The sequence below is a fragment of the Actinomadura sp. K4S16 genome (genome assembly GCF_008327685.1).
In the GTDB taxonomy this organism is placed as follows: Bacteria; Actinomycetota; Actinomycetes; order Streptosporangiales; family Streptosporangiaceae; genus Spirillospora.
On sequence record NZ_BDDE01000010.1, the window covers coordinates 136,501 to 160,564 of the forward strand.

The window sequence follows — 24,064 nt, forward strand, 5'->3', positions numbered from 1 at the left end:
CCGTGTGAGTTCCCCCGCGCCCGCTCATGCGCGTTTCCGGAGCTTCTCACGACCGATTCTCATCCGGCCCTGCTGGGGTGAGCGGCCATGAGGACCATACGATCCGTGAGGACCGGCGGCATGGTGCTGGGAGCCGCCGCGGCCACCGGCGCGCTGCTCGCCGTCGCCGCCGTGAACGGCCTGGCGCCCGACCGCCCGGTGTCGCTCGCCGCCGCCGCTCCGCAGAACTCCGCCACCCCGCCGCTGGAGCCGTTCGAGGTCGAACGGGACGTGCCGCTGCCCGCGGGGGTGAAGCTGACCTCCTCCCAGGGCGTCACTCTCGCCCCGGACGGGCGGCACCTGATCCTGAGCGTCGTCTACCAGGGGTCCCAGCAGGTCGCCGCGATGAACACCGACGGGACCGGGTTCAGCTGCGTCACCTGCGGGAAGCTGAAGACCGCTCGCGGCAAGGAGGTGTTCCCCGACGGCAAGCGCCTGTGGGTCGAGAAGGTTCCCGACGACTCCGGCGCCGGAGGCTCCAGCGGCGGCATCGGCGACGTCCAGTACGAGGTGCTGGAATGCAAGCCGAGCGTCTACGACTGTCGCACCGGCACGACCCGGCCCGTCCGCTTCCCCATCCCCGGGCTGAAGGAGGGCGCCCAGAACCGCGCCACCCAGATCCACCCCGACGGCAAGCACATCCGCTGGACCGAGGTCCGCACCCTCGAAGGCCCCAGGATGACGATCGGCCGCCTGGTGCGCCGCCCCGACGGCTACCACGTGGTCGAGCCCCGCGTCGTGAACCCCGCCTTCCGGCTCGGCGACGACCCCGCCGACTGGGCCGCGGCCGGCGCCTACTACGAGGCCGGCCAGTGGATGGACGGCGGGCGCACCCTGAAGACCGGCACGACCCTCACCGCCCTCAACTACGACATGGTCGCGCTCGACATGGCCACCGGGCAGCGCCGCCGGCTCACCACCGACCTCGACTACAACGAGATGATCGACCCGACCCCCGACGACCGGTGGCTCGCCTACACCTCGGCCCGCGGCCTGGACCGCATGGAGGTGTTCACGCAGCTCCAGCGCCCGCCGTTCATCGACATGGCGGCCTTCGCCCAGATCGGCCGGGTCGGGCTGTGGAACAACCGCCGCTGCATGAACGAGCGGTGGCTGATGGACCGCGCCGGCCAGCGCGGCACCTACGGCGGCCAGCCGATCGTCACCGCCGACGACTGGGCCATCCGCTCCTGGGCGTGGTTCCCCGACGGCACCCGCGCGGTCATCGCCGAAGAGCACGTGACCTCCACGACCGGCGGCAAGGACGACGATCCAGAGATACGTGTCCGGACGCTGCGCTTCCCCACGCGCAAGCCCGTCAAGCCCACCCCGGTGGTCGACCTGGACACCCTGGACCTGTCCAAGTCGACCGTTCCCTATCTGAAGTACCGGGGCGTGGCGTCACGCCAGATCCGCGACCGGACCGTCCACGGGGCCAAGGGCGGCACCGCCCGCCTGACCTTCACCGGCACCTTCCTGGCCGGATCGTGGAGCGTCCGGTACGACCGCTACTCCGACGACGGCCGCAGCTTCGTCACCGGCACCGAGTCGCTGACGACCCCGCTGTCGGCCGCGGTCGCCACGTGGAAGGCCGACCTCAAGGCCACCGGCCGGAACCACGGCCACCTGCGCGGCTCGCTCACCGTCCGGCCGCCCGCGAAGTTCACCGGCACCGTGGAGAGCGAGATCAACGGACGCCGCCTCTCGGGCGTCCCCACCCAGGCCGACTGCCCCGGCATCCACCAGCCGCCGCTGGCGGTCGCCACCGGCGGCCGGTCGCCTGCCGGAACCGTGCGGGTCCGCGTCACCGCGACCGTCCCCCAGGACCCGACCCCCCGTCCCGTCCGCGGCGCCGCGGTCTCCACCGCGTCCGGAACGGTCACCACCGACGCGGACGGCGTGGCCTACGTCCCCGCCGGCAGCCCGAAGGTCACCGCCACGGCCGGCGGCTTCAAACCGGCGTCGACCCGTCCCTCGACCGGCTGAGCTCCACCACCGGTGGGACGCGCATGGCGCGCGCCCCACCGGTCTCGCTCCGGAGGGGCGGCTCAGGCGGGGGTCCGCACCGCGGTGGGCGGCACGGAGCGGGAGTCTCCCAGGAGTTCGATGGTTCCGCGTTTGCGGCGGTAGACGTAGACCGGCGGGTCGGCGAGGTCTCCCCGCGCGTCGAACTTGACCGTCCTCCCCAGTACCGGCACCTGGGCGGAGCCGAGATAGGAGTTGATCTGGTCGCGACCGGTCCTCCCCGCCTTGACCGCGGCCAGGACCGTCTGCGCGGCCATGTAGCCCTCGACCGAATAGAAGCCCGGTTCCGCGCCGAATCGGGCACGGTACCGCTCCCTGAACTTCTCCATCTCCGGGGTCAGCCCTGGACCGCGGTAGGGCAGGAGGCAGGTGCAGCCGATCACCATTCCCTCGGCATCGGGCCCCTCGATGCCGCGTCCGCGCAGGCCCAGTGATTCGTCGTCGCCCGCGAGCAGGGGCCTGGCCTTCCGTTTCCTGATCGCGTCCATCAACCGCTGCCCTGAGGTGGCTCCACCCAAGTACAGGACGATCTTCGCGCGCGCCTCGGCGATGCGCCGAGCGGTGGAGTCGGCTGTTTCACCGACGAACGCAGCGGACTCCACCGGCAGCCCATACCGTTCGAACGCGATCCGGGCGTCCTCGGCCGGAACGCGGTAGGCGGTGTCGTCCTCGTAGGCGATGAAGGCCTTGCTTCGCGGAAACGCGCGGCCGAGCAGGTCGGCGATCCCCGTGGCCTGGCGGGTGCTGGGGGCGATGGTGCGATGCCAGTACCTCCAACCCTTCGACGTCAGCTCCGGATCGGTCGCCGAGGGCGACACGGCGGGGATCCCGTCCGCGTCGAGCGCCTCCCCCGCCCGGGCCGACTCGTCGGAGAAGGGCGACCCGATCACCGCGGCCACGCGGTCCTCGTCGATCTTCTTGACCAGGTCCACCGACTTCCGGAGCCGGGCCACGCCCGCACCGGTGTCGTAGGACGTCAACGTGACCTTGGGGCCCGGCCGCTCGCGGTTGCGCTCCTCGATCGCCATCAGCGTCCCGTTCCGGGCGTTGGCCACGAGCGTCGAGTACTCACCGCTGAGAGCGCCCAGGAACCCGACCTTGACCTCCTCCGGCGGCGAGTCGCCGATCGCGACGACCGCCAGCGTTCCTCCGGCGAGCACCGCCGCCGTCCCCAGCGCCGTGAGCCCGATGACCACCCCCCGGCGGCGGAGCCGGGACCGGCCGTTCGGCCGCTCACCGGACGGTCTCGCAGGAGAGGAATGCAGCCGGTCCACCAGTCGCCTCGCGGTCGGCCGTCGCCTGGGGTCGGCGGCCAGTGCTGCGGGGACCAGCTCGTCCAGTGGCGGCGGCAGCAGGCCCAGCGAAGGTGTTCTGGTGCGGTCCCGTCCCGGGCCCTCGTCGAAGGGGTGCCGCCCGGTCGCGGCGTAGGCGACCAGGCATCCCCAGGCCCAGACGTCGCCCGCGGGACCTGATCTCCCGCTCAGGCGCTCGGGGGCGATCCACCCCGGGGTCCCGATGACCAGCCCGTGCTCGGTTCGGCCGCCCTTCTCGTCCAGTGCGCGGGCGATGCCGAAATCGATCACGCGCGGGCCCGCCATGGACAGCAGCACGTTGGCCGGCTTGAGGTCCCGGTGCACCAGGCCCGCGGCGTGGATGGCGCTCAGGGCGGCCGCGACTCCGGCGGCCACGCCCTGGAGCTCGGCGGGCGGCAGAGGCCCCTGCTCCCCCAGCCGCCTGGCGAGCGAGATCCCCTGGATGTACTCGGTCACCATGTACGGCCGAAGCCCGAACTGGCCCTGGTCGAGCACCTGGGCGGTGCAGAAAGGGGAGACGCGGCGGGCGTTGGCGACCTCGTCGCGGAACCGGTCGCGGAACCCCGGATCGTCGGCATGCCGCGGGTGCACCAGCTTCAACGCCACCAGCGGCGCGTCGGGTTCACCGTCGTGGCGGGCGAGGTACACCGCCCCCATGCCGCCTTCCCCGATGACGCCGAGGATCCGGTAGGCGCCGACGGCACCGGGATCGGACGGGCGAAGCGGTTCTACTCCCGGGGGCAGTTCCATGGGTGTCCCAGACGTGCGGATCGTGGGCAGGCGGGGGGTCGGTCGGCGGCGGGTTCATGGTCGGACCGAGTCGTGGACGTTGAGCCCGTGGTGGCGGAGCTGGTACATCGAGCCGGTGACTCTGAGCAGCCCCGCCTCGCCGCACCAGCGAAGGAATCTGTTCACTCCCAGAGGCAAGAGCCGGCCCCAGAAGGCCGCGAGGAGGCCGACGCGGCACCGGAGCGGTGGCGCGCAGAGCGCACACAGCACGAACGCTCCGGCGACGACCGATGCGGCCAGTGATCCGACCGCCGGGCCGGCCGCGGGCGTCACCGCCGCGCCGGCGGCCGCGCCCAGGGCGAACGCGATCACGAACAGGGTGAGCCCGAAGCGCCGCAGACCGGCGATGCGCCCCAGACCGCGGGGGTCGACGGTGGCGGTGCCGTCGCGGTCGGCTTGGGCCGCGATGTTCATCAGCCACGCGTACACGCGGTCGGGGTCGTAGGTCGGACGACCGTTCTCGGCGTCCGCGCGGGTGGCCAGGTCGATCTGCACCCGCAGCAGCTCCCGGTCGCTCGGCAGCGCGGCGGCCGCTTCGGGCTCCCCGGCTTCCGATGGCGAGGTGCGGGCGGCGATGGAGGCGCCCACGAGCAGCAGACGCCAGGGCCGTCGCAGCGCGGCCCCCGCCCCGGTCGTCTTGGAGGTGGCGAACACCTTCAGCAGGGCCTCCCGCAGAGCCGCCGCGGGGTGCCCTGCCGGGATCTTCCGGTGCAGGAAGCGATGGATCTGGGTGGTGCGGAGCGGCCGGACGCCGACCTTGGTCGTCGCGTCGAGGGACGCGCCGAGCCGCTCCAACTGGCGGGTGCGCTCGTCTGAGCAGACCACCACCAGCGCGCCGGGGCCCCTGCCGGTGACGTCGGCCCAGCGGTCGAGTGCGGCCACCAGGGCCGCGGCGTTGCGCGGCGGCGCCGGAGGGGCGTCGTCGAGCAGGTCGAGCCCGTCCACGACCGGCAGCACGTGGCGGGCGGCCACGAGTTCGGCGGCGGTGTCCGGCTCGGTGTTCAGCTCCGTGACCAGATGGTCGACCAGCCACTCCTCCACGCCGAGCCCCGGACGCCAGTCCGTCCCCGGCAGCCGCAGCGCGACCATGGGGACCCGGGGTGGCTCCTGCTCGGGATCGACCAGCGGAGCCGCCAACTGGAGGACCAACTCGATCCCCAGGAGGGTCTTGCCTGAGTCCTGCTCACCGACGATCGCCAACCGCCGGCACGACAGGGCGGAGAAGAACGACCCGACCGACGAGGAATCTCCGCCGGGGGCGTCGTCCCCGGGCCCCTGGGATGGCCCGCTCCGCCATGACCCGGCGGCCTCGAAGGTGACCAAGGGGGCCGGGAACCCCCGCAGCAGACGGTGCCGCACCCGGCTCTCCCTGGCCACGACGGCCCGGGCCAGGCGCTCGCACTCCCCTTGCAGCGGGGAGGGGGCGCCGGGATCGACGGTCCGTTTCCCCTCGGCCATCCGCTGCCCGTGCCCCTGCTCCGCCTGTTCCAGCAGCGTCAGCAGGCTTCGCGCGTCGCCTCCGCAGACCGCGGCCAGCGCTTCAACGGCGCCGCGCGGCGGCAACGCCTTGCCGTTGACATAGCGCTCGAGAGAGGACGCGCTGTAGTTCGTGCGGGCCGCGAGCCTCCCGAAACTCAAGCCCGATTCGGCTTTGAGTCGTTTCAGCCCCGCGGCTAAGGCCTGGTCCGGTGACAGGTCTTCCGTCCCGTTCACTCCGACTCCTCGCCGACCTCCGGCGCCACGGCCGGGCGGTTGGTCCACGTCGCTGCCCACAGTGAGCGTACCGGAGCGGACCGTCAAAGCAACGGGCGTCCACCCCGTCCCGGCGGCCGCCGACCCCCGTGGCGCCGTCGCAGGTCAGGACCGTCCCGCATCCCATGGGATCCCACGGGACGCCGGGCGGGTGCACACGACGGCGGCCGCGGGCCACGTTGAGGGCATCGGCGATTCCGTTCCGCGGCTCCGGTCAACGCCGAGGCTTTCAGCTCATGCCGGAGCCGCCTCAAGGAGGAAGCGATGTCAGCGACCTTGAAGAAGACCATCGTGCTGGGTTCCAGCCTGGCACTGGCGGCCGCCGGGGCACTGAGCCCCATCGACTCGGCCTCGGCGGCCGCGCCGGAGACGACCGTCGCGGCGCCTGCCACGGCGTCCGCCGCGAAGGGCCGGTGCGGCGGCAATCTCCCCGCCACCCCCAAGCGCTGGACCTACTCCAAGGGCTCGTGCGGGCTCATCGGATACCCCGGCGCCTGGCACAGCTTCCGGTGGACCGCGACCCACAAGTACGCCGCCCTCCAGGTGAAGACGTACAACACCCGGGGGCAGGCCTACTGGGTCAAGTGCGGCTCGGGAGGCGGGGTGTGCCAGGTCCCCATCGGCAACAATGCCTTCACGCCCCAGTTCCGCGCGTGGAACGCGGTGGCCTTCTCCCACATCTACATCACCTACTAGGCCCGCACCGGGCCTGAGACGAGGCGGGAGGAGCGCCCCGAAACCGCCGGCGCGGCGGCCGGTCAGACCTCGAAGGTCGACGGCAGGACGCTCTTCCCGCTCATCCGTTCGACGGTCCTGCATCCGCAGTCCTCAAGGCACACGTCGCACCGCACACAGCGAGCGGCGCTCACCACCTCGATCACGCCCCGCACCAGCAGCGGCGAGTGCCGCCCACGCCCCGGCGGGGCCGCCGCCGCCTGAGCCAGGTGATCCGGCCAATGACGCCGTCGATTTCCTTGTCGTCGAGTTCCTCGAAGGATGCTCGCCCAGGTGCAGAGGCCGCCGATCGCGGCCAGCGGCTTCCCGTTACTTTCTGCGGTCGGTGTCCGATTCGCCAAGGATATTTTTCAGAGCGAAGCGCATTTTTGCGGACACCTGGCGCCTGGGGTGGACGTGGCCCCGTTCAGGCTTATGAAATACGGGAAGCCGGCTCGCCCGGGGCCACCAGCCGCACCCGTGGTGGGCTCCACCGGGGGGCGCTCTGGTCACACTCGCCGGCGATGAGGTCGGCCGGGTCGACCGGATGCACAACGAGAATCCGGTTGTGCGCGGCGAGGTCCATGCCGGGTGACGGCGGTCCCGCATTGGTGCGGCCGCCTCACCTTGGCGCCGCAGTACGGGGCCTTGGCGATCCCCTCGGCACGGCGAGCACGCCACAGACCGCGCCCACAGGATTGGATACTGTCATTTCATCAGACATCTACACCTTGCCGCGCAACACCAGACACTAAACTACTTCCCGCCCGAGAATGCCGATACCTCCTCAGCCTTACGATTCGGTCGGATTCGGTCGTTCCGAATAGCGGGTTCGATACGATAGATTAATCTCGTCAAGCGCCACCCGGGCACGGCCCTTAGCGTTTACTGGTGGCGCCGGAATTCTTCACAAGGAGCATTTACGCATGAGTCATACTAATGCGCCCGCACCCGTCTGGAGAAAGAGCAGCCGGAGCAGCGACCCCGACCTCGCGGTCTGCGTGGAAGTGGCGTCGCTCGGCAGCACCCGCGCCATCCGCGACTCCAAGGACCCGGAGGGCCCGCGGCTGTCGCTGTCCATGGACTCCTGGCGCACGTTCATGGAAGCGGTCAAGTCCGACCGCTTCCAGGCCTGAGCGGACGGAGGCGGAGGCGCGGATCCCGCAGTGGACCTCGCGATGAGCGCACCGGCGACCACCGCGCCTCCAACCGATAGAGCGACTGCATCACCGCAGGTCAAAGCCTCCATTTTTAATCTCGTTCAGCATCCCGCGTAAGACGACCTTGGGTAGGACGATGGTCGTCCGGCAAGGGTTCTTGGTGTCTCGGACAGCTCCGTACAAGGCGGAAACGGCAATGGAGACGCATCCCGTCACATCATCATCGCCAGACCTGCTGCTCTTACGCCAGGACGCCTTGTCCCAGTCTCCTTGACCGCCCATTACCTCTTCCGTCCTCGGGGAGCATCGCGGTGGTTCTCGGCGAGAGAGGGGACGGCGGTGTCCGCGAGCCCGATCCCTCGGCGGGCGGATCGGCTGGTTTCCCGCGACGCTCACGCGATCGCCGACAATTACCAAAGACAAACAATCCGTGTGGGCATGGCAAATTTGCTCCCCTACTATACGTGGGAAGCATACCCGTGTCCAGATCCGGAAAATTGCGTCCCAACACCATCGGGCGAGTTGCACGGACGATCATTTCTACCCAACTCACCCGGTATTGAAACAACCCCAAGTCAGAAGCAGGGGACCGGAAGACAGTCGCACTTTCGGCGCCCTCCGTTCTCGACTCAGACCGGAATCGGATAGATATCGCAGTCCGCGCGGGCTCCCTCCTGCGCGGCCGCGGTGGCCGGATGCTGGGGTCCGTGCACCCTGCGCATGCCATCGATGGCCCGCGCCGTCAACGTCTCGGCCTCTTGCTCCTCGCCTAGCGCGCGCAAATCGAGCCCGAGGTTGAGCATGCATGCAAGTGCGGTGGGATGCTCCTCCCCCAGGACACGTTGCACCCGCTCCAGCGTCTCTCGGTCCCTCTCCACGGCCTCAGGGAAATTGCCGATGGCGTAGTGGTCGCTGGCCAGGTTGATCGCGCAGACGATGCTGCGCGGGTGATCGATACCGAGAACCCGGGTCAGTGCCACCAGCGCCGTCTCGTCCAGCTTCTTGGCCTCTTCGAGCTGTCCGTTCAGCCGGAGGGCGACCGCGAGGTTGATGTTCGCGCTCGGTGTGTTGGGGTGATCGGGACCGAACATCCGCAGGAAGTTCTGCGCCGTCACCCGCGCGAGGTGGATCGAGTCGGCGAGCCGGCCGACCTGGCGCAGGTTCACCGCGTGGTTCAGCGCGGCGGAGATCGAGCCGGGGTGGTACCCCCCGTACCGCTCGTTGTAGCGTTCGAGCGCCTCGGTGGAGAGGTCGAGTGCGCGTTCGTGGTCACCCGCTTTGCGCTCCATGACGGAGAACGCCGTCAGGCTCTCGGCGAGACCGGCGAAGCTGCTGCCGAAGGCGGACTCGAGACGCTGCGCATGCTGCCGGGTCAGCTCCCTGGCGACATCGAAGTGGCCCAGTTCCATCTCGTCCACTGCGATCGCTGCCAGGGACGACAGGCTCCGACCGTGGTTCTCCCCGAAGACGTTCAGCAGGTGCTGGTAGGTCTGCTTATCGAGATCGCAGGCTTCCTGGAAATCACCGTTGAGGCGGAGGCTGATGGCGTAGAGATGCGCCTGCTGCAGCGTGATCGGGTCATCTTCGCCGTACATGCGGCGCAGCGCTTCAAAGGAGCGCTTGTCGTATTCGAGCGCCTGCTTGAACTGCCCCAGATATCGCAGGTCCGTCGTAACAAAGCGCTGCGCCTCGATCGTGCGCTCGTCGTCCACGCCGTACTCTTCGGCACGCAGGTCGCGGACCCGGACGTGATGGCCGTACGCCTCCTCGAACCGACCCTGCAGGCGGAGGGCGCGGCCGAGGTGGAGCATGGCCTCCTGCGTCTGCTCGTTCCCCTCGCCCAGCGTCTCCGTCCAGGTCTTGACCGCGGTCTCCGCCAGTTCGAGGAAGCCGCGGTGGTCGCCCCACTGGAAAAGGAAGTCGATCTCGTTGAGGACGAGCCGGCGCGTCCAGGGGTCGTCGAAGCCGACGATGCCCGAGTAGTGGATGTGGGGCAGCAGGTCCGCGTAGCGCCGCCAGTTGGCCGGCAGGGCCGGGTCGCGCGGGTCGAAGTTGGCCATCAGCTGGTACCCGCACCGGCGGAGTTCCTCCGCGTCCCCTGCGGGGATCTGGCCGACGAGGACCCGCTGCACCAGCCGGTGCAACATGATCGTGTTGTGCTTGTGGCTGATCCTGGCCAGCGCGTACCGGTTGATCGCACGGATCGCACGCCCTCGCCTGACCGGATCGCCCAGGGCCTCGACCAGCTCGGGAGGACCTTCGACGTTGCGCGCGCCTGACAGCATCCGCAGCGAGATCGGCTCCGGCGCGAAGAACGCGCAGACCTGGAGGAGTTGCAGCGCCGCGGGGTCACTCGTCCGCAGCCGGTCCAGCGAGACGTTCCAGGCGGCGGCGACCGGCAGCTCGTTGGCCACCAGCGCGGCGTCCGCCAGCAGTTCGGTCGCCTTCTCGTGCTTCTCCCGGAAGAGCTGCAGATACTCGTCGACCGGCATACCCGTCTCGGCGAGCCAGACTCCGGCCTGGGCGATCGCCAGCGGAAGGTCGCCGAGCACCTCCGCGAGCTCGTCCGCCTCGGCGTCGGCCAGCTCGGGCCCCCGGAGGCGGAGCAGCGCCTTGCTCTCATCCCGGGCGAACACGTCCACTTCGAGCGAGTTGGCGACCTTGGTCCACTCCTGGTTGCGGGAGGTGACGAGGATCTTGCCCGGGCCGTTGGTCGGGAAGAAGTCCCTGACGTCCTGCAGTTCCTCGGCGTTGTCGAAGACCAGCAGCCAATTGCGGTAGGGGCGGCCGAGGCGCAACGCCTCGCGGACGGCCGGTACCGCAACGTTGACCTCCTGGCTGACCGGAAGGTCGAGTTCGGCGGCCAGTTCGGCGAGGTCCTGCTGGATCTGACCGGGCCGTTCCGATCTGATCCACCAGATCACATCATAATCCGCCATATGGCGGTACACATACTCAATGGCTATCTGGGATTTGCCGACTCCACCCATTCCGTGCAACGCCTGGGGCAGGACCGCGGTCGTGCCCATCGAAAGACGCTCATGCAGCTGCTCCAGCAGCTCTTCTCGCCCGGTGAAGCTGATATTCTGGGGAGGTACGTTACCCCAGACGGGCGGCGGCTCGCCCGCCTTGCGCCCAACTTTCTCCGGGATATCTCGAACTGTCACACCGACTCCAAGGTGGGGGGGCTTGAGAGTATCCTCAGTTCCGGTGAGCTCGTCGAGAGCGGCAATATCCAGCGACTGCATGGAGCCAGTCCTTCCCGCATCCCGTACGACTCTATCCTTTTTTCCATAATAGGGGTCAAACTTGGCGTGGAGCTTTGCGTCCAGCACCTTGCCGTGCAGTTTGGCGTCCAGAACACTGGCAGGTCTCAGATAAGGCCCCGCAAGCGCTCGGAGCGCATGGAGGACCGGAACGGCGAACGGCACGAGTTCGGCGGTCAACTCCGGCATTTCATCCCGCTCCGGCGCGGTGACCAGGTCGGTCAACTCGCGGAGTCCGGCGACGCGGTCGCCCAGATGCCGGGCCACCGTGGTCAGCACCCGTGTCGTGTCGGAACGGCGCCCTCCGGCGAGGAGCTCGTCGCGGATGCCCGGAGCGAAGTCGAAGACGACCTCTTCCCGCGCGTCCGCCTCCGGCCCGGGCTCGGGCCGGACCCGGTGCAGCAGCCCGCTTCCGACCAGTTCGACCAGGTCCGAGGGCCGCGACTCCGGGAGCATGGTGCGCTGGACGAGCCGCATGACGGGAGCGTTCAGCGGTGCCGCGGCCAGGTGCACCGCCAGGGCGTACACGGTCGGGCTGACCGCCGCGCGGAACCGCCGGACGATCTCGGGCGCCGACGCCTCCGTGGCCGGAAACTCCGGCATGTCCGCCATATCCACGGCCGGAGAGGGCTCCGGGGGCGCTCCGCAGACGGCGACCGCGCCGTGCCAGTCGCTGCGGCGCGCCGCGGCGAACGCCGCCCAGCCGGCGAGCTGGCCGGGCTCCAGCTCGATCACGGGCACGTGGACCTGCGCACGGTCCGCCTGCGGCGCCGCGGTCCCCGGGTCACCGCCGAGCGGCGGCGCGGGGTAGCACACGCGGTAGAGGCGGTTGGCGATCGCGGGCGCCGCCGTGTAGAGCTTGGCCGGCCGGGTGGCGAGACCCGTGCGCCGCCACTGGCGCCGGGCGAGCAGATTGATCACCACGATCGGGGCGTGCCGCCCCCACCCGGCCAGCAGGCGCTGCGCGGCCCCCGAGTGCCAGGCGTCTCCGATCCCGTCCGTCAGCACCAGGATGAGCCGCCGGTCACGGCGGCCCCGGGAGGCGAGCCCCGCGGGATCGCGCGCCGCGGCCAGCGGTCCCGGCTCGCGCAGCGCCAGCGGCGCCGTCCCGGAGGCGTCGGTGTCGAGCAGGTGCGTACGGATCATTCCGAAGGCGCCGACGGCCCCGAGGCATTCGATGAACCGATCGGTCGTCGGCCGGTTGAGCGCGGCCAGGCGCCCGTCGTCCACGACGACGTCGAGATCGAGCCAGCGTTCGGGGACGGGCCGTGTCTGGGGCAGCCAGAGCCCGTCCTCGGCCGCGCGGATCGCGGTCGCCTCGTCGTCCAGCTCCAGTTCGCCCCGGCGGGATGCGACCGCCCGTTTGAAGGGGCGCAGCGCCTGTTCGAGGCGGCGGCGGTCGGCCAGCGGCCGTACTCCGGTGAACGGATCGCTCCGCACGGGGAAGGGAAAAGGCGCGGGCGCGCCATGTCCGTTCCGGCCCGGCCCTCGATGCGGCCGAGGGGCCGGTGGACCGGCCGCCACTCCGTTACGCGTCGCCGGCGGCGTCCTGATCGCGGGCGGCGTCGGCGGGGCCGTGCGGCCGGAGGTGTCGCGCGAAGCCCCGTTCCGGGAGTCGCCCTCCGCAGGGCCGGCGCGATCGGCGTCAGGGGATCCGCCGCCGGGCGCCCGCGGGGGCTCGGCCCGAGGTGCGCGCCGGGCGGCGTCGCCGCCTTCGCGGCCCGCCGCGAGGGCGGCCGCGTTCATCTGCGCGGCCAGCCAGATGGCGTCGGAGACCTCGTGCCAAACGGGAGGACCGGCCGGGGCGTCGGAACGTCCCGCGCCCTGCGCCGCTCGGTCTCCGATCCGTTCGCTCACTCAGGCGCCACTTCCAACCGTTGCCAGATCAGATCCAGAAGCCGTTCCCAGCCGGGGTCCGGATCCCGCGCGCCGGAGGCCGCGAGGTAGACGGCATTGAGCAACTGGTCGGCGGCGAGCCCGCGGTGGCTCCTGCGGTGCTCCAGGAAACTGCGCACCAGCCGCCGGGTGCGTTCGTCGGAGCGCTCGGCGAAGTGCGCCGCCACCATATCGGCGAGCCGGGTCTCGTCGGGCTCTTTCATCGAGAACTGCAGGCACCGGCGCAGGAAAGCGGGCGGGAACTCGCGCTCGCCGTTGCTGGTGATGACCACGATGGGAAACGCGCGGCAACGCACGTTTCCGCGCGCGATTTCCGCCGTCCCGTCCGGATCGGCGGTGTGGACTCTCACCACGGGTTCGCGGGCACTGATGCGGGAGAGTTCGGTGATTCCGTATTCGCCCTCCTCTAAAACGTCGAGAAGGTCGTTCGGTAGGTCTATGTCGCTTTTGTCGAGTTCGTCGATGAGAAGCACGCGGGGCAGCTCGTAAGGCAGCAGCGCGGTGCCCAGCGGGCCGAGCCTGAGGTAGTGCCCCACTCCGGCGTCGGTCAGAGCGGCGACGGTCGGATCATCCTCGACCTGCGCTTCCGGTAAGTCCCCGGCCTGGCCCGCGAGCCTCCTGCGGCCCGTCGCGGCGTCCTGCGCCCTGCCGATCGCGTCGTACTCGTAGAGTCCGTCGCGCAGCGTGCTCCGGCTGCCGATGGGCCAGCGCAGCACCCGGCCGAGCCCCAGCTCGCGGGTGATCCGGTAGGCGAGGGTGGACTTCCCGACGCCCGGCTCACCGGTGACCAGAAGCGGCCGCCGCAGGAACAGCGCGGCGTTGACGGCGTCGACCTCCGCGGGGTCGGCCAGCCGCGGCCGCGCGCTCACGGGGCCGAGCCGGCGGACGAGGTCGCGCTCGTCGTCGGGCGGAGGCGGGAGCGGGGGCCCGCCGTCGAAGGCGCGCCAGGGGGGCGGCGGAGGCAGTGCCGCGGCGAACCGTCCGGCCGGCAGGGGGCGCCCGTTGCCGCGATAGATCCACCACGCGGCACGGGCGTCCTTTGCGGCGTCTCCCGGGCCGGCGGGCATGGGCGCGTCACGAGGGTGAGGGACCTCGGGCGGCTCGTCAGCGGCCATCGACGATGTCCCCTTCTGATGTGGCTATGGGTCCTTGCGATGGAGGTTCGAACTCGGGCAGAACCGGTGAAGGCCACCTTAGGTCGAGCATCCCCTTTGCGGCGACCCTTCGCAAGGCTTTGAAGGACGCGGACGGCCGCGACCGTTTATCGGTCGCCTCGCGCTGACTGTCACGTCCGGGATGCCGGGGCCCGCAGAGCACGGGCATCGTCCAAGAAGTGGTTCGGGTCGTCCCATAGGAGGGTCACCTCCAAGGCGGAGCGACCATTATGGACCTCCGAGGGCGGCGCGTTTCCCCGCAGCCGTTTGATGTCGGTGGGCAGGCCCCTGATGTCGGGACGGTCGACGACCTGCCGCACCGCCTCCCGCGTTTCCGGAGCGAGCTGATCCGCCCGGTGCCAGAGCACCACGGGCACTCCCGCACGCAGCGCCTTCCAGAGTTCGCTCCGGCCCGGCTCGCGATCGGGCGGGCCGCTCAGCACGCACGCGACGATCTCCCGGCTGCTCAGCAGCCGATCGCCCATAGGACGCGGGTGGGCGGGCTCCCCCGGAGCGGCCCAGTAGGTGACGCCGTCGACGGCCTCGACGAGCACCTGCCAGCGCTGCCGCCAGGCGCGGTGAATCCCGAGCTCGCGCAGCCTCTCCTGGCACCGGACGAGGATCTCGTACTCCGCGCCGAGCGGGGGCGGATCGGGCATCTCGGAGACGTCACGCGTCCACTGGTCCACATCGAGATTGATCATGTGCAGCGGCAGCACGAACTCCAGCACCAGGGAGTCGTCGAGCTCGTAGGCCCAGCCGCGCTCGGCCTCGTGGATCAGGTCGCCGACGTGCTCGCGCACCGCGCTCAGCGGGACCACCCGGTCCTCCCCCGGCTCGGGGCGCCATTCGAGCGGGTGTATCTGCCGCCAGTGCGAGAGCCGGCACATCATCTCGTCCCCGACGAGGTCCGGCAGCGGTTCGAGCTGGATGATGAGGTAGATGGGCTTGTCGGCGCGCGTCGCGAGCGCCCCGGAACGGTCCCGCATCCGGTCGAGGTAATCGGCCTGCGCGACGTTGCCGTCGCCGCGCAGCTGCTCCGTCTGCATCGCCAGCCACTCGCGCAGCCTTTTGAGCCGCCATGCCTCCTCGGTCCCGGCGTTTCCCGCCGACTGCCGTGTCTGCATGGTCTGCAGCAGCATCGCGACGAATATGAGGTGCGGCGAGGGTTTGCCGGGAGCCGTGTTGTGGTCGAGGAGGGCTGAGAACGCGTCCCATGCGTCGGTGAGCCGGAACGGGACGGTGGCGATGCTGTTCCCGGTGGCGGCCACATAGAGCCGGGTGAGGGACCGTATCCGCAGGCCGGTCAGCAGGTCCTCGATCTGGGTCTCGACGACCGGTTCCAAGTGGGCGCGGACGGGGCTCATCATGCGCTTGAGCCGCGCCACGGCCGCGGTCGGGCCGGCCACGAACTCGACCGCGCGGACCAGCAACTGCAGCCCGTCGGGAATTTCCCGGCAGGCGAGGACGAGGTTGTAGAGGTAATACCTCGGCTGCGGATGGTCCGGCAGCAGCAGCGGCGCGCGCACGTGCTCGCTGATGTAATGCACGACGATGGAGCGCCCGCCCGCCTCCCGCATATCCGGTATGTCAGTGAGCAGCGCGACGATGTCGGCGGTGGACGGCTCCGTGCGGATCTGCTCCTGCGCATGCCCCAAGGACATCGCCGTCTGCGGCACCAGGGCCGGTGACCTCGTCTCCTCGTCCGCCATGCGCCGTCTGCCTTCCCGCCCCTCGGCCGTTCCGCCAGTCAATGTAGGCCGCGATCATCCGGTAGTTCTGCGTCGCCGGACACAATGGGATTTACCACACAACCGCAACGGCGCCCATTCACCGGCACGGCCGCTCGGCACGGTACTTGCCGGAGCGAGCACCGTGCGTGCACAGTTGGGGGCAATCCAACTTCAAGGGGCATCAGAGGTCATGCGGAACGGCTCCGGAGAAGCGGGGACCGGGTGGACCCCGACCGGCCATTGCACGCTCTTCGTCTGCGACATCATCGGTTTCGGCAAACGCCCCGACCACGTCCAGAGCCATCTGCGGGAGGTCCTCTACAAGACTCTGCGGAACTGTTTCGAGGCGTCGGGCCTGCCCTTCGAGGACTGCTACCGGGAGGATCGCGGCGACGGGGCCATCGTCGTGCTGCCGCCGTCCTGCGACCCGGCCCGCCTCGTCCACCCGCTGCCCGACCACCTGCGCGGCGCCCTCCGCAGGCACAACGAACTCGCGGCGGAGCACGCGCGGATGCGGCTGCGGATCGCGCTGCACAGCGGGCCGCTCGAAACCGATGACAACGGCATGGTCGGCACCACCGTCAACCACGTCAGCCGGCTCCTGGACGCGCCGTCCTTCAAGGAGGCCCTCGCCGCCGTACCGGCCGACCTGGGGGTCCTCGCGTCCGACGAGTTCTACGGCGCGGTGATCCAGCATGGCCGCGGCGCCATCGACCCCACGGAGTTCAGTCCGATCGGCGTGCACCTCAAGGAGACCGACACCACCGCCTGGCTCTGCGTTCGCGGCGGGGGCTCGCCGGCATCGGCGGGGACGCCCGCACGAGTGGGGCCGCTTCCGGCCAACGGCAGCGGACCGGCGGCCCCCGGGCCCGAGGCCCGCCCTCTGCCGGACGAGGCCGACGGCCCCCGCGCCCCCGGGCTCTTCGAGATCGTGGACCGCCTCATGGACATTCCGCTGCTGACGACGGCCGAGGGCCGCCAGCAGATCGTCGACGACCTGCGCAAGGACATCGCGATCCGCATTCCGCGCCGCACGCAGCCCCACCTGGACGTCCATTCCATCGTCCGCACGTGCCTGGAGTTCCCCGGCGGGCTGGAGGAGTTCCTCGCGCTCGTCCACGCCTACGCCGGGGAGTCGTCACAGGTCCAGGCCCTGGACGCCACGGTTGCCAGACTGATCGGCCGCGCCCCCTGACATCCCAGGGTGAAGGCGGCTGAATCACCAGTTCACGGGGAGTTCCAGGGGGCCGTGGAAAAGGGAGTCTTTGCGCCATTCGACGGCTGAGGGCGGGACGGCCAAGCGCAGGTCGGGGAAGCGCCTTGTCAGGGCGGTGAGGGCGGTGCGCAGCTCGGTTCGGGCCAGGTGGGATCCGATGCAGAAGTGCGGGCCGTGGCCGAAGGTGATGTGCTTGTTGTCTGTGCGGCCGAGGTCCGTCACCTCGGGCTCGGTGAAGACGGCGGGATCGTGGTTGGCCGCTATCGCCGACACCGCGACCACGCTTCCGGCGGGGATCGTCACACCGCCCACCTCCACGTCCCGGAGTGCCAGGCGGGGGGTGGGGACGGGCACCGACGGCACCGTCCGCAGCAGTTCCTCGACGGCCGATTCCACCAAGTCCGGGTCACGGCAAAGTGCGGCGTACATCCCGGAACTCGTCAGCAGAGCGTGCGCGCAGCGGCCGAGCTGGTTCATCGTGGGGCCGTGCCCGGCGATCAGCAGGGTGACGGCGAGGCTGACCAGTTCCCGCTCGGTGATCCGGTCCTCCCGGTCGCGGGCGGTCAGCATGTCGCTGAGGAGGTCGTCGGCGGGTTCGGCTCGCTTGGCCGCGACCAGTTCGACGATGTAGCCGTAGATCGCCGCCCGGACGCGGTCGATCTCCTCCTGGGTGTGGCCGCGCACCGACACGATCGTCTCGGCCCAGGCGCGGAAGGAGGCGCGGTCCTTGTAGGGGACGCCGAGCAGCTGGCAGATGTCGGTGAGCGGCAGCGGCGCGCAGAGCGACTGGACCAGGTCGGCGGGCTGCCCGCCCGCGGCCATCTCGTCCAGCAGTCCGTCGACGGCGTCCGCGATGTCCTCCCGCATCGACTCGACGCGGCGGCGGGTGAACGCCTTGGCGACCACCCGCCGGAGCCGGGTGTGCTCGGGCGGGTCCATGTCGAACAGGACGCGGCCGGCGCCGACCGGGTCGCCGTCGGCGTCGGTGGGGGTGCGGGGAAGGAACGACGCCGCGCTGCTGAACGCCGGGTCGGCCAGGACGTGCTGCGCCTCGGCCGCCCGGGTCACCACGTACCCGATGTCGCCCGACGGCATCCGCACGCGCGCGACCGGGCCCGGCGCGCGGATGTCGCCGATCAGGGGCGGTGTCTCCGCGGTCATCGCTCTCCCTGCCCCGCCGTCGACGCCTGGGCGGTGCTTTCCTCTCGGGACGGGTTGTCCGAGTCGACATGGTCGCGGATGTGCGTGCGGGTCGCCCGGACGGTGGCGCCCAGGTCGCGGAACGTGGCGGCGACCGCTCGGTGCTCGGGCGATTCGACGAAGCTCGTGTGGGCCGCCTCGTCGGTCCAGTCGCTGACCAGGAGGTAGGTGCCGGGGTCCGCGGCGTCGCGCGACAGCGACTGCGCGACGCAGCCGGGGTGGCGGGCGGCGACGGCGGAAATCCGGTGCCAGACCCGTTCGAACTCCGTGCCGCGCGCCTCGTCCATGCGGATCTCCAGCAGCAGCCGGTACGTCGCCTTCCGCCGGTCGTCCGACCAGTGGTAGAACTCCTCGGCCTGCGCCTGGCGCATGGCCGGGCGGTCCTTGTCATAGGGGACGAGCAGCGTCGCGAGCCTGGCGTCGATCTCGCGGAACAGCGGCTCGTCGGCCGCGGCGTACAGCGCGTCCTTGAACGACGCGTCGCCTTCGACCAGGTGGATGTACAGGTCGTGGTAGGTCAGCAGGGTCCGGCGCGCGACGCCGATGCGGCGGGGCAGGTCGGTGCGGTCGTGCTCGCGGAACGCCGCCGCCACGGCGTCCCGGGCGCCGGGCGCGATCTTTCGGACCATGACCGCCCGGTGGGTCGGGGGCGGGGCGTACGGGAGCATGCTCGTCCTCCTTGGCATCGGGTCCGGGAGCCGGCCGCTGGTGCGGCGCACTCGGTCACGCGGCTTCTTCGGTGCGGCATTCGAGAACGGTCCAGCGCCCCTCCGGGGGACGGTTGGCCAGCGCGAACCCGCACCGGGCCAGCAGCCGCCGCCACTCCCCCAGCCGCCGCTCCCGGCCGCCGAACAGGACGAGCATGTCGAGGTCGAGGAACTTGGCGTGGTCCCATCCGTTGCCCTCCGCCACCACGTGCTCGACGATGAACAGCCGCGCCTCCCGGTCACCGATCGCCTTGCGGACGGCGGTCAGCAGCTCGGCGGCCCGCTCGTCCGGCCAGTTGTGCAGGACGGCCTTGAGCACGTAGGCGTCGCAGTCGTCCGGCAGCGGATCGGTGAAGAAGTCCCCGGCGACCGGGGTGACGCGCTCGGCGACCCCCTGCGCGTCGAGCACCTCCGCCGCTGCGGCGACGACGGCAGGCCGTTCGAACAGCACGCCCGACGCGTCCGGCGCCCGCTCCAGCGCCGCCGCGAGGAAGTGGCCCTGCCCGCCGCCGAGGTCGGCGATCCGGCGGAACCGCTCGGGTTCGACGACGTCCAGGTGCCGTCCGGTCTCCCAGCGGCCGAGGGTGGTCATGGTGCGGTCGAAGTGGGCGCCGTCCTCGGGGTTGTCCTCGAAGTAGTGCCAGATGTCGGAGCCCAGCGCGGGCACGGTCGCGGGCTCGCCGGTGCGGACGCTGTGCGCCAGCGCCCCGAACGGCTTGGTCACGAAGGGCCGCGCGCTGTGCAGGACGAGCGGCAGCAGGCTGCGGGGGTCGTCGGCGCGCAGCGCGTCGGAGAGGGGGGTGCTCGCGAACCGCCCGTCGGGCCGTTCTTCCATGATCCCGACGGAGGCGGCGCAGCGCAGCAGGCGGTAGAGCGCGTCCGGCAGGGTGCCGGTGGCCGCGGCCAGGTCGGTGACCGACCGCGGTCCGGACGCCGTCAGGTCCGCCACCCCGAGTTCCGCCAGCGTGCTCACCACCGCGGCCAGCCGCATGCCGCACGTCAGGTACAGCAGGCGCCGCGCGTGGAGGTCGCCGGAGGCGTCCCCGCCGGACCCGTCGCCTCCGCGGGCGCGGGCCCGGTCCTCCAGGACCGCCTTGATGTGCGCCATCTGCTCGACGGTGCCGCGGTTGATGCGGTCGCGCATCGCGTCCTCGCCGATCGGGGAGTCCGGCTTCATCGCGAACTCCTGCGTCCACCGCATCAGCACGCCCGCCGGCTGCTGCCGGTACTCCCAGCGGATGTTCATGAACGCGAACGGCCCGGTCTCCAGGCGGTGGGCGCGGACGGTCCGCGTCTCGGGGTCCGGGGTGCGCCGCGACACCCACGACCAGACCCTGCCCTGCTCGTCCGGGTGGGTGGTGAGCCGGAACGTCACCGAGGCGCCGTCCCGTTCGAGGATCTCCGCGGCGGCGTACTCGGTGAACAGCTCCGGCCATCCCGCCACGTCGTTGGTGTGCTCCCATACGAGGTCCATGGGGGCGTCCACCAGGATGTGGTTGTCGGTGCACGCGGTCATCGCACCTCCCCCTCCGCGGCCGCGGCCCGGTTGAGGCGGCGGAGCATCTCCGCGGGGGTCGCGGGGTCGGACAGCGCGTCCTCGTCGAGTTCCAGGCCGAAGCGCTCGGCCATCCGCGCGGACACCTCCATCAGCGCGACGGAGTCGTAGCCGAGGTCGGCGAACTCCCGGTCGGCGATGTCGCCGCCGAGGTCGACGCCGTCGGCCTCGCCGGCGCAGGCGCGCAGCACGGTCACCAGGTCGGTCAGGGTTATCGGGCCGTCTTGGGCCATCTCAGCTCCAGCGTTCGGTTCCGGAAGGGGCGCGGGACGTCCGCGGACCGCGTGGTCCGGCCTCGGACGGGTTCGCGGGCGTGCACGCGGCCAGGACGAGAGCGCTGTTGAATCCGCCCTCGCCGCGCGCGAGGACCAGCGCGTGGTCGATGCGGGCGGGCCGCGGCCGCCCGGTGACCAGGTCGAGCCCGTAGGACGGGTCGGGCCGGACGTCGGCGGTGGGCGGGATCAGCCCGTCGCGCATGGCCAGCAGGCAGGTCGCGACGTCCACGGCGGCGCCGCCCGCCGACATCCGGCCGGTCATCGCCTTGGGCGCTGTCACGGGCACCCCGCCGGCGCCGAACAGGGCGGTGAGCGCCTCGGCCTCGGCCCGGTCGAGCTCCGGGCTTCCGGCGGCGTCCGCGAACACCACGTCGATCCGCTCCGGGGCGACGCCCGCGTCGGCGAGCGCGCGCGCCGCGGCGTTGCGCAGCGTCCCCGGACGGCCCGACCCGGGCGGCGGGTCCATCGTCGCGGCGTACCCGGCGATCCGCCCGTAGAAGTGGCGGGCGCCGCGGGCGCGGGCGCGGCCTTCCCGCTCCAGCACGAGGACCGCGCCGCCCTCGGCGATCACGTGCCCGGTGGCGTCGGCGGCGAACGGGCGGTAGGCGGTCGCCGGGTCGTCGCCCGCGGACAGCCGCGGAGCGGTCATCGCGTCCCGGCCGACCGCCATCGCAGTGACCGCGTACGAGCACAGCGGCGCCTCGAACCCGCCGGTCAGCACGCCGTCGGCGCCCCTGCGCAGCACGCGGCCGGCCTGCCCGATCGCGTCCAGCGCCCCGGCCTGGCCGCTGACCAGGACGCCGCAGGGGCCGCGCAGCCCGTGCCGGATGGAGATCTGGCCGGTGTTGACCGCGTAGAACCAGGCGTACGACTGGTACGCGCTGACCTTCTTCGGCCCCGCCGACCACAGCTTGCGCAGCTCGTTCTCGCCGAACTCGAACCCGCCCGCCGAGTTGGCCAGCACGACGCCGTAGCGCAGCGAGTCCTCCGGGGACGGCGACAGCCCCGAGTCGGTGAGCGCCCATTCGGCGGCGGTCAGGGCCAGCTGGGTGACGCGGTCGGTCTGCGGCAGCAGCCGTCCGGGGAGGTGGTCGTCCGGGACGAACCCGGGGACCTCGCCGGAGAGCCGCACCGGGTAGCCGCTCGGGTCGAACCGGGTGATGGGCCCTACCGCGACGCGCCCGGCGAGCGTCGCGGCCCAGTGGCGCTCGGTGCCGAGGCCGCTCGGCGACACCACGCCGAGCCCGGTGATGACCGCGCGCTCCCCGTTCGCGGTCGCCGCGGTCCCGGTCATCCCGGCCACCGTCCCGGGGCGCTGAGCACCATCGCGCTCTGGAAGCCGCCGAATCCGCTGCCGACCGTGAGCACCGTGTCGACCCGCTGCTCCCGCGCCGTCACCGGAACGTAGTCCAGGTCGCATTCGGGGTCCCGGTTCCGGAGGTTCGCGGTCGGCGGGACGAGGTCGTGCTCGATGGCCAGCGCGCACGCCGCCACCTCGATCGCGCCGATCGCGCCGAGCGAGTGGCCCACCACCGACTTGATGGAGCTGACGGGCACCCGGTAGGCGTGCTCCGCGCCGAGCCCGCGTTTGAAGGCGGCCGTCTCGTGCCGGTCGTTCTGCCTGGTGCCCGACCCGTGCGCGTTGACGTAGTCGACGCCGCTCGCGGGGACGCCAGCCTCGGCCAGCGCGCTCCTGATCGCCTCCGCCATCTCCGCGCCGTCGGGCCGCAGGCCGGTCATGTGGTAGGCGTTGCAGCGGGACGCGAACCCGCGGATCTCCGCGTGGACGTGCGCGCCCCGCGCGCGGGCGGCGGCGGAGTCCTCCAGTACCAGCATCGCCGCGCCCTCGCCGAGGACGAACCCCGCCCGGGTGGCGTCGAAGGGGCGGCAGGCCCGCTCGGGGTCGTCGTTGTCGGGGGAGGTCGCCCGGATCGCGTCGAAGCAGGCCACCGTGATCGGGGAGATGGGGGCTTCGCACGCCCCGGCCAGCACCACGTCCGCGGCGCGCTCGCGGATGATCTCCACCCCGTGCGCGAGGGCGTCCAGTCCGGAGGTGCATCCGGTCGACACCATGCAGGCGGGGCCTTCCGCGCCGACCTCCCAGGCGACCTCCCGGACCACGGACGTCGGGACGAGGTAGTCGGGCAGGTGCGGCGATCCGTACGACGGATCCACCACCGCGAGACGACCGCTGTCGCTGACCACGCTGTACTCGCGTTCCAGGGAGCCGGTGCAGCCGACCGCGCTGCCGACGACCACGCCGGTGCGGGCCGGGTCGAGGCCGCCGGAGCCGAGCCCGGAGGCGGCCAGGGCCTCGCGGGCGGTGACGACGGCGAACTGGGCGGCGCGGTCCATCCGGCGCCGCTGCCGGGGCGTCAGCCCGTGCCGGCCGGCGTCGAAGTCGATCTCCGCCGCCACCCGGGACCGGAAGGGCCCCGGTTCGAAGGCGGTGATCGTGCGGAAGGCGGGTTTGCCGCCGGTGACGGTCTCCCAGAACCCGCCCGTGCCCGGAGTGCCCGGCGCCAGGACCCCGATCCCGGTGATCGCGACGGGACGGGCCGGGCACTCGCTCATGCCCGCTCCCGCGTGCCCGCGGCGGACGGCGCCGCATCCATCGCCGGCCCGGGCTTCGCGTCCACCGACGGGGGCGGCCCGTCGCCGGGCGGCTCCGCGGTCTCCACATGCCCCATCTCGGGGCTCGGCGCCAGCGGCCCGAGGAACAGCACGGCCGTCACCGGCCGGTCGCCGCGGTTCTCGTAGCGGTGCCGGGCGCCCCGCCGGATCAGCAGCGACTCCCGCGGGCCCACGGTCTGCTCCGCGCCGTTGACGGTGACGAGAAGCCGCCCGTCGCAGACGTAGACGTGCTCGTCGGTGTACGGGTGGTAGTGCTCGCTGACGCGCTCACCCGGCTCCAGTTCGAGGAGCGCCATGAAGCCCGCCGTCGTCCGGGCCGTGCCCGGCGACAGGAGCACCCGGACGGTGCCGCCGAGCCGGTGGTTGGGGACGACGTCGCCGGCGCCGACCTTGACGGCTTCGAGAGCGGTCACGTCGTCCCGCCCCGCCTTCTGGGCGAGACCGGGCCGGCGGAGCGGGGGACGAGGGGGACGAAGGTGCGGGTCATCAAGGGCGTTCCTTTCGGAGAACCGCGCGAACACTCTTCTTATAACCAGGAATTGACGATCAATTACTGGCCGCAGGTAGATTGTTGCGAGGCACTCTGCAAATCCACCGGCCCCCCCTAAAAGGGAATTTGATTTGAGTCGATTACTC

The 24,064-nt window shown here is 71.5% G+C and carries 17 protein-coding genes; 4 read left to right on the forward strand and 13 right to left on the reverse strand.

Translation table 11 applies throughout. From position 1 onward, the window contains the following. Positions 1–105: 105 nt before the first annotated feature. The gene (locus K4S16_RS01370; RefSeq protein WP_149256970.1) at positions 106–2,025 is read left to right on the forward strand and encodes a carboxypeptidase-like regulatory domain-containing protein; all 1,920 of its coding nucleotides are present in this window, start codon (positions 106–108) and stop codon (positions 2,023–2,025) included. A gap of 62 nt (positions 2,026–2,087) precedes the next feature. Here the strand turns inward: K4S16_RS01370 and K4S16_RS01375 are convergent, their stop codons facing one another. Both K4S16_RS01375 and K4S16_RS44860 read right to left on the reverse strand, forming a co-directional pair. Then, entirely contained in the window at positions 2,088–4,127 is a 2,040-nt protein-coding gene (locus K4S16_RS01375) for a bifunctional serine/threonine-protein kinase/ABC transporter substrate-binding protein (protein ID WP_149256971.1), read from the reverse strand. A 54-nt stretch (positions 4,128–4,181) separates the two neighbouring features. Then, positions 4,182–5,939: a helix-turn-helix domain-containing protein gene (locus K4S16_RS44860; protein WP_308800772.1), complete on the reverse strand. Its 1,758-nt coding sequence runs from the start codon at positions 5,937–5,939 to the stop codon at positions 4,182–4,184. 243 nt (positions 5,940–6,182) lie between these two features. Here K4S16_RS44860 and K4S16_RS01385 point away from each other — a divergent pair, with 243 nt between their 5' ends. Continuing rightward, on the forward strand, positions 6,183–6,614 hold the full coding sequence (locus K4S16_RS01385; protein ID WP_149256972.1) for a hypothetical protein: 432 nt from the start codon (positions 6,183–6,185) through the stop codon (positions 6,612–6,614). A 944-nt stretch (positions 6,615–7,558) separates the two neighbouring features. Next, the gene (locus tag K4S16_RS01390; RefSeq protein ID WP_149256973.1) at positions 7,559–7,768 is read left to right on the forward strand and encodes a DUF397 domain-containing protein; all 210 of its coding nucleotides are present in this window, start codon (positions 7,559–7,561) and stop codon (positions 7,766–7,768) included. 90 nt (positions 7,769–7,858) lie between these two features. Here K4S16_RS01390 and K4S16_RS01395 read toward each other — a convergent pair whose 3' ends face one another. The 4 genes from K4S16_RS01395 to K4S16_RS01410 form a co-directional block, all read right to left on the reverse strand. After that, positions 7,859–8,074, reverse strand: coding sequence for a DUF397 domain-containing protein (locus K4S16_RS01395; protein WP_149256974.1), 216 nt, complete (start codon positions 8,072–8,074; stop codon positions 7,859–7,861). Between the two features lie 347 nt (positions 8,075–8,421). Then, positions 8,422–12,915: an FxSxx-COOH system tetratricopeptide repeat protein gene (fxsT, locus tag K4S16_RS01400; RefSeq protein ID WP_149256975.1), complete on the reverse strand. Its 4,494-nt coding sequence runs from the start codon at positions 12,913–12,915 to the stop codon at positions 8,422–8,424. Next, positions 12,912–14,069 carry a MoxR family ATPase gene (locus tag K4S16_RS01405; protein WP_235036495.1) on the reverse strand — a complete coding sequence of 386 codons (1,158 nt, stop codon included), beginning with the start codon at positions 14,067–14,069 and terminating at the stop codon, positions 12,912–12,914. Before K4S16_RS01405 ends, fxsT begins: the two co-directional genes overlap by 4 nt. 170 nt (positions 14,070–14,239) lie before the next feature. Further along, the gene (locus K4S16_RS01410; protein ID WP_149256976.1) at positions 14,240–15,820 is read right to left on the reverse strand and encodes a hypothetical protein; all 1,581 of its coding nucleotides are present in this window, start codon (positions 15,818–15,820) and stop codon (positions 14,240–14,242) included. 211 nt (positions 15,821–16,031) lie between these two features. Here K4S16_RS01410 and K4S16_RS01415 point away from each other — a divergent pair, with 211 nt between their 5' ends. Further along, positions 16,032–17,036, forward strand: a complete 1,005-nt coding sequence (locus K4S16_RS01415; protein WP_149256977.1) for an adenylate/guanylate cyclase domain-containing protein — start codon at positions 16,032–16,034, stop codon at positions 17,034–17,036. A 24-nt stretch (positions 17,037–17,060) separates the two neighbouring features. On the opposite strand, the gene K4S16_RS01420 is transcribed toward K4S16_RS01415, so the two are convergent. Genes K4S16_RS01420 through K4S16_RS01450 form a run of 7 tightly spaced genes read right to left on the reverse strand, consistent with a single transcriptional unit; the run spans position 17,061 to position 23,841 of the window. Next, positions 17,061–18,218 (reverse strand): cytochrome P450, encoded by a 1,158-nt coding sequence (locus K4S16_RS01420; protein ID WP_149256978.1) that lies wholly within the window; start codon positions 18,216–18,218, stop codon positions 17,061–17,063. Further along, entirely contained in the window at positions 18,215–18,925 is a 711-nt protein-coding gene (locus K4S16_RS01425; RefSeq protein ID WP_160160836.1) for a TcmI family type II polyketide cyclase, read from the reverse strand. The genes K4S16_RS01420 and K4S16_RS01425 overlap by 4 nt, the downstream gene beginning before the upstream one ends. 55 nt (positions 18,926–18,980) lie before the next feature. Further along, positions 18,981–20,480 (reverse strand): methyltransferase, encoded by a 1,500-nt coding sequence (locus K4S16_RS46765; RefSeq protein ID WP_200841631.1) that lies wholly within the window; start codon positions 20,478–20,480, stop codon positions 18,981–18,983. Continuing rightward, positions 20,477–20,752: an acyl carrier protein gene (locus tag K4S16_RS01435; RefSeq protein ID WP_149256980.1), complete on the reverse strand. Its 276-nt coding sequence runs from the start codon at positions 20,750–20,752 to the stop codon at positions 20,477–20,479. The genes K4S16_RS46765 and K4S16_RS01435 overlap by 4 nt, the downstream gene beginning before the upstream one ends. 1 nt (position 20,753) lies before the next feature. Further along, the gene (locus tag K4S16_RS01440) at positions 20,754–22,088 is read right to left on the reverse strand and encodes a ketosynthase chain-length factor (RefSeq protein WP_149256981.1); all 1,335 of its coding nucleotides are present in this window, start codon (positions 22,086–22,088) and stop codon (positions 20,754–20,756) included. After that, positions 22,085–23,368, reverse strand: coding sequence for a beta-ketoacyl synthase (locus tag K4S16_RS01445; RefSeq protein WP_149256982.1), 1,284 nt, complete (start codon positions 23,366–23,368; stop codon positions 22,085–22,087). The genes K4S16_RS01440 and K4S16_RS01445 overlap by 4 nt, the downstream gene beginning before the upstream one ends. Next, the gene (locus tag K4S16_RS01450) at positions 23,365–23,841 is read right to left on the reverse strand and encodes a cupin domain-containing protein (protein ID WP_200841632.1); all 477 of its coding nucleotides are present in this window, start codon (positions 23,839–23,841) and stop codon (positions 23,365–23,367) included. The genes K4S16_RS01445 and K4S16_RS01450 overlap by 4 nt, the downstream gene beginning before the upstream one ends. Positions 23,842–24,064: the final 223 nt, after the last annotated feature.

Coding starts and splice junctions, on each gene's coding strand:
- K4S16_RS01375 (WP_149256971.1), bottom strand. CDS start 4,127: ATGGAACTGCCCCCGGGAGTAGAACCGCTTCGCCCGTCCGATCCCGGT.
- K4S16_RS01385 (WP_149256972.1), top strand. CDS start 6,183: ATGTCAGCGACCTTGAAGAAGACCATCGTGCTGGGTTCCAGCCTGGCA.
- K4S16_RS01390 (WP_149256973.1), top strand. CDS start 7,559: ATGAGTCATACTAATGCGCCCGCACCCGTCTGGAGAAAGAGCAGCCGG.
- K4S16_RS01395 (WP_149256974.1), bottom strand. CDS start 8,074: ATGGGCGGTCAAGGAGACTGGGACAAGGCGTCCTGGCGTAAGAGCAGC.
- K4S16_RS01405 (WP_235036495.1), bottom strand. CDS start 14,069: ATGGCCGCTGACGAGCCGCCCGAGGTCCCTCACCCTCGTGACGCGCCC.
- K4S16_RS01410 (WP_149256976.1), bottom strand. CDS start 15,820: ATGGCGGACGAGGAGACGAGGTCACCGGCCCTGGTGCCGCAGACGGCG.
- K4S16_RS01415 (WP_149256977.1), top strand. CDS start 16,032: ATGCGGAACGGCTCCGGAGAAGCGGGGACCGGGTGGACCCCGACCGGC.
- K4S16_RS01420 (WP_149256978.1), bottom strand. CDS start 18,218: ATGACCGCGGAGACACCGCCCCTGATCGGCGACATCCGCGCGCCGGGC.
- K4S16_RS01425 (WP_160160836.1), bottom strand. CDS start 18,925: ATGCTCCCGTACGCCCCGCCCCCGACCCACCGGGCGGTCATGGTCCGA.
- K4S16_RS46765 (WP_200841631.1), bottom strand. CDS start 20,480: ATGACCGCGTGCACCGACAACCACATCCTGGTGGACGCCCCCATGGAC.
- K4S16_RS01435 (WP_149256980.1), bottom strand. CDS start 20,752: ATGGCCCAAGACGGCCCGATAACCCTGACCGACCTGGTGACCGTGCTG.
- K4S16_RS01440 (WP_149256981.1), bottom strand. CDS start 22,088: ATGACCGGGACCGCGGCGACCGCGAACGGGGAGCGCGCGGTCATCACC.
- K4S16_RS01445 (WP_149256982.1), bottom strand. CDS start 23,368: ATGAGCGAGTGCCCGGCCCGTCCCGTCGCGATCACCGGGATCGGGGTC.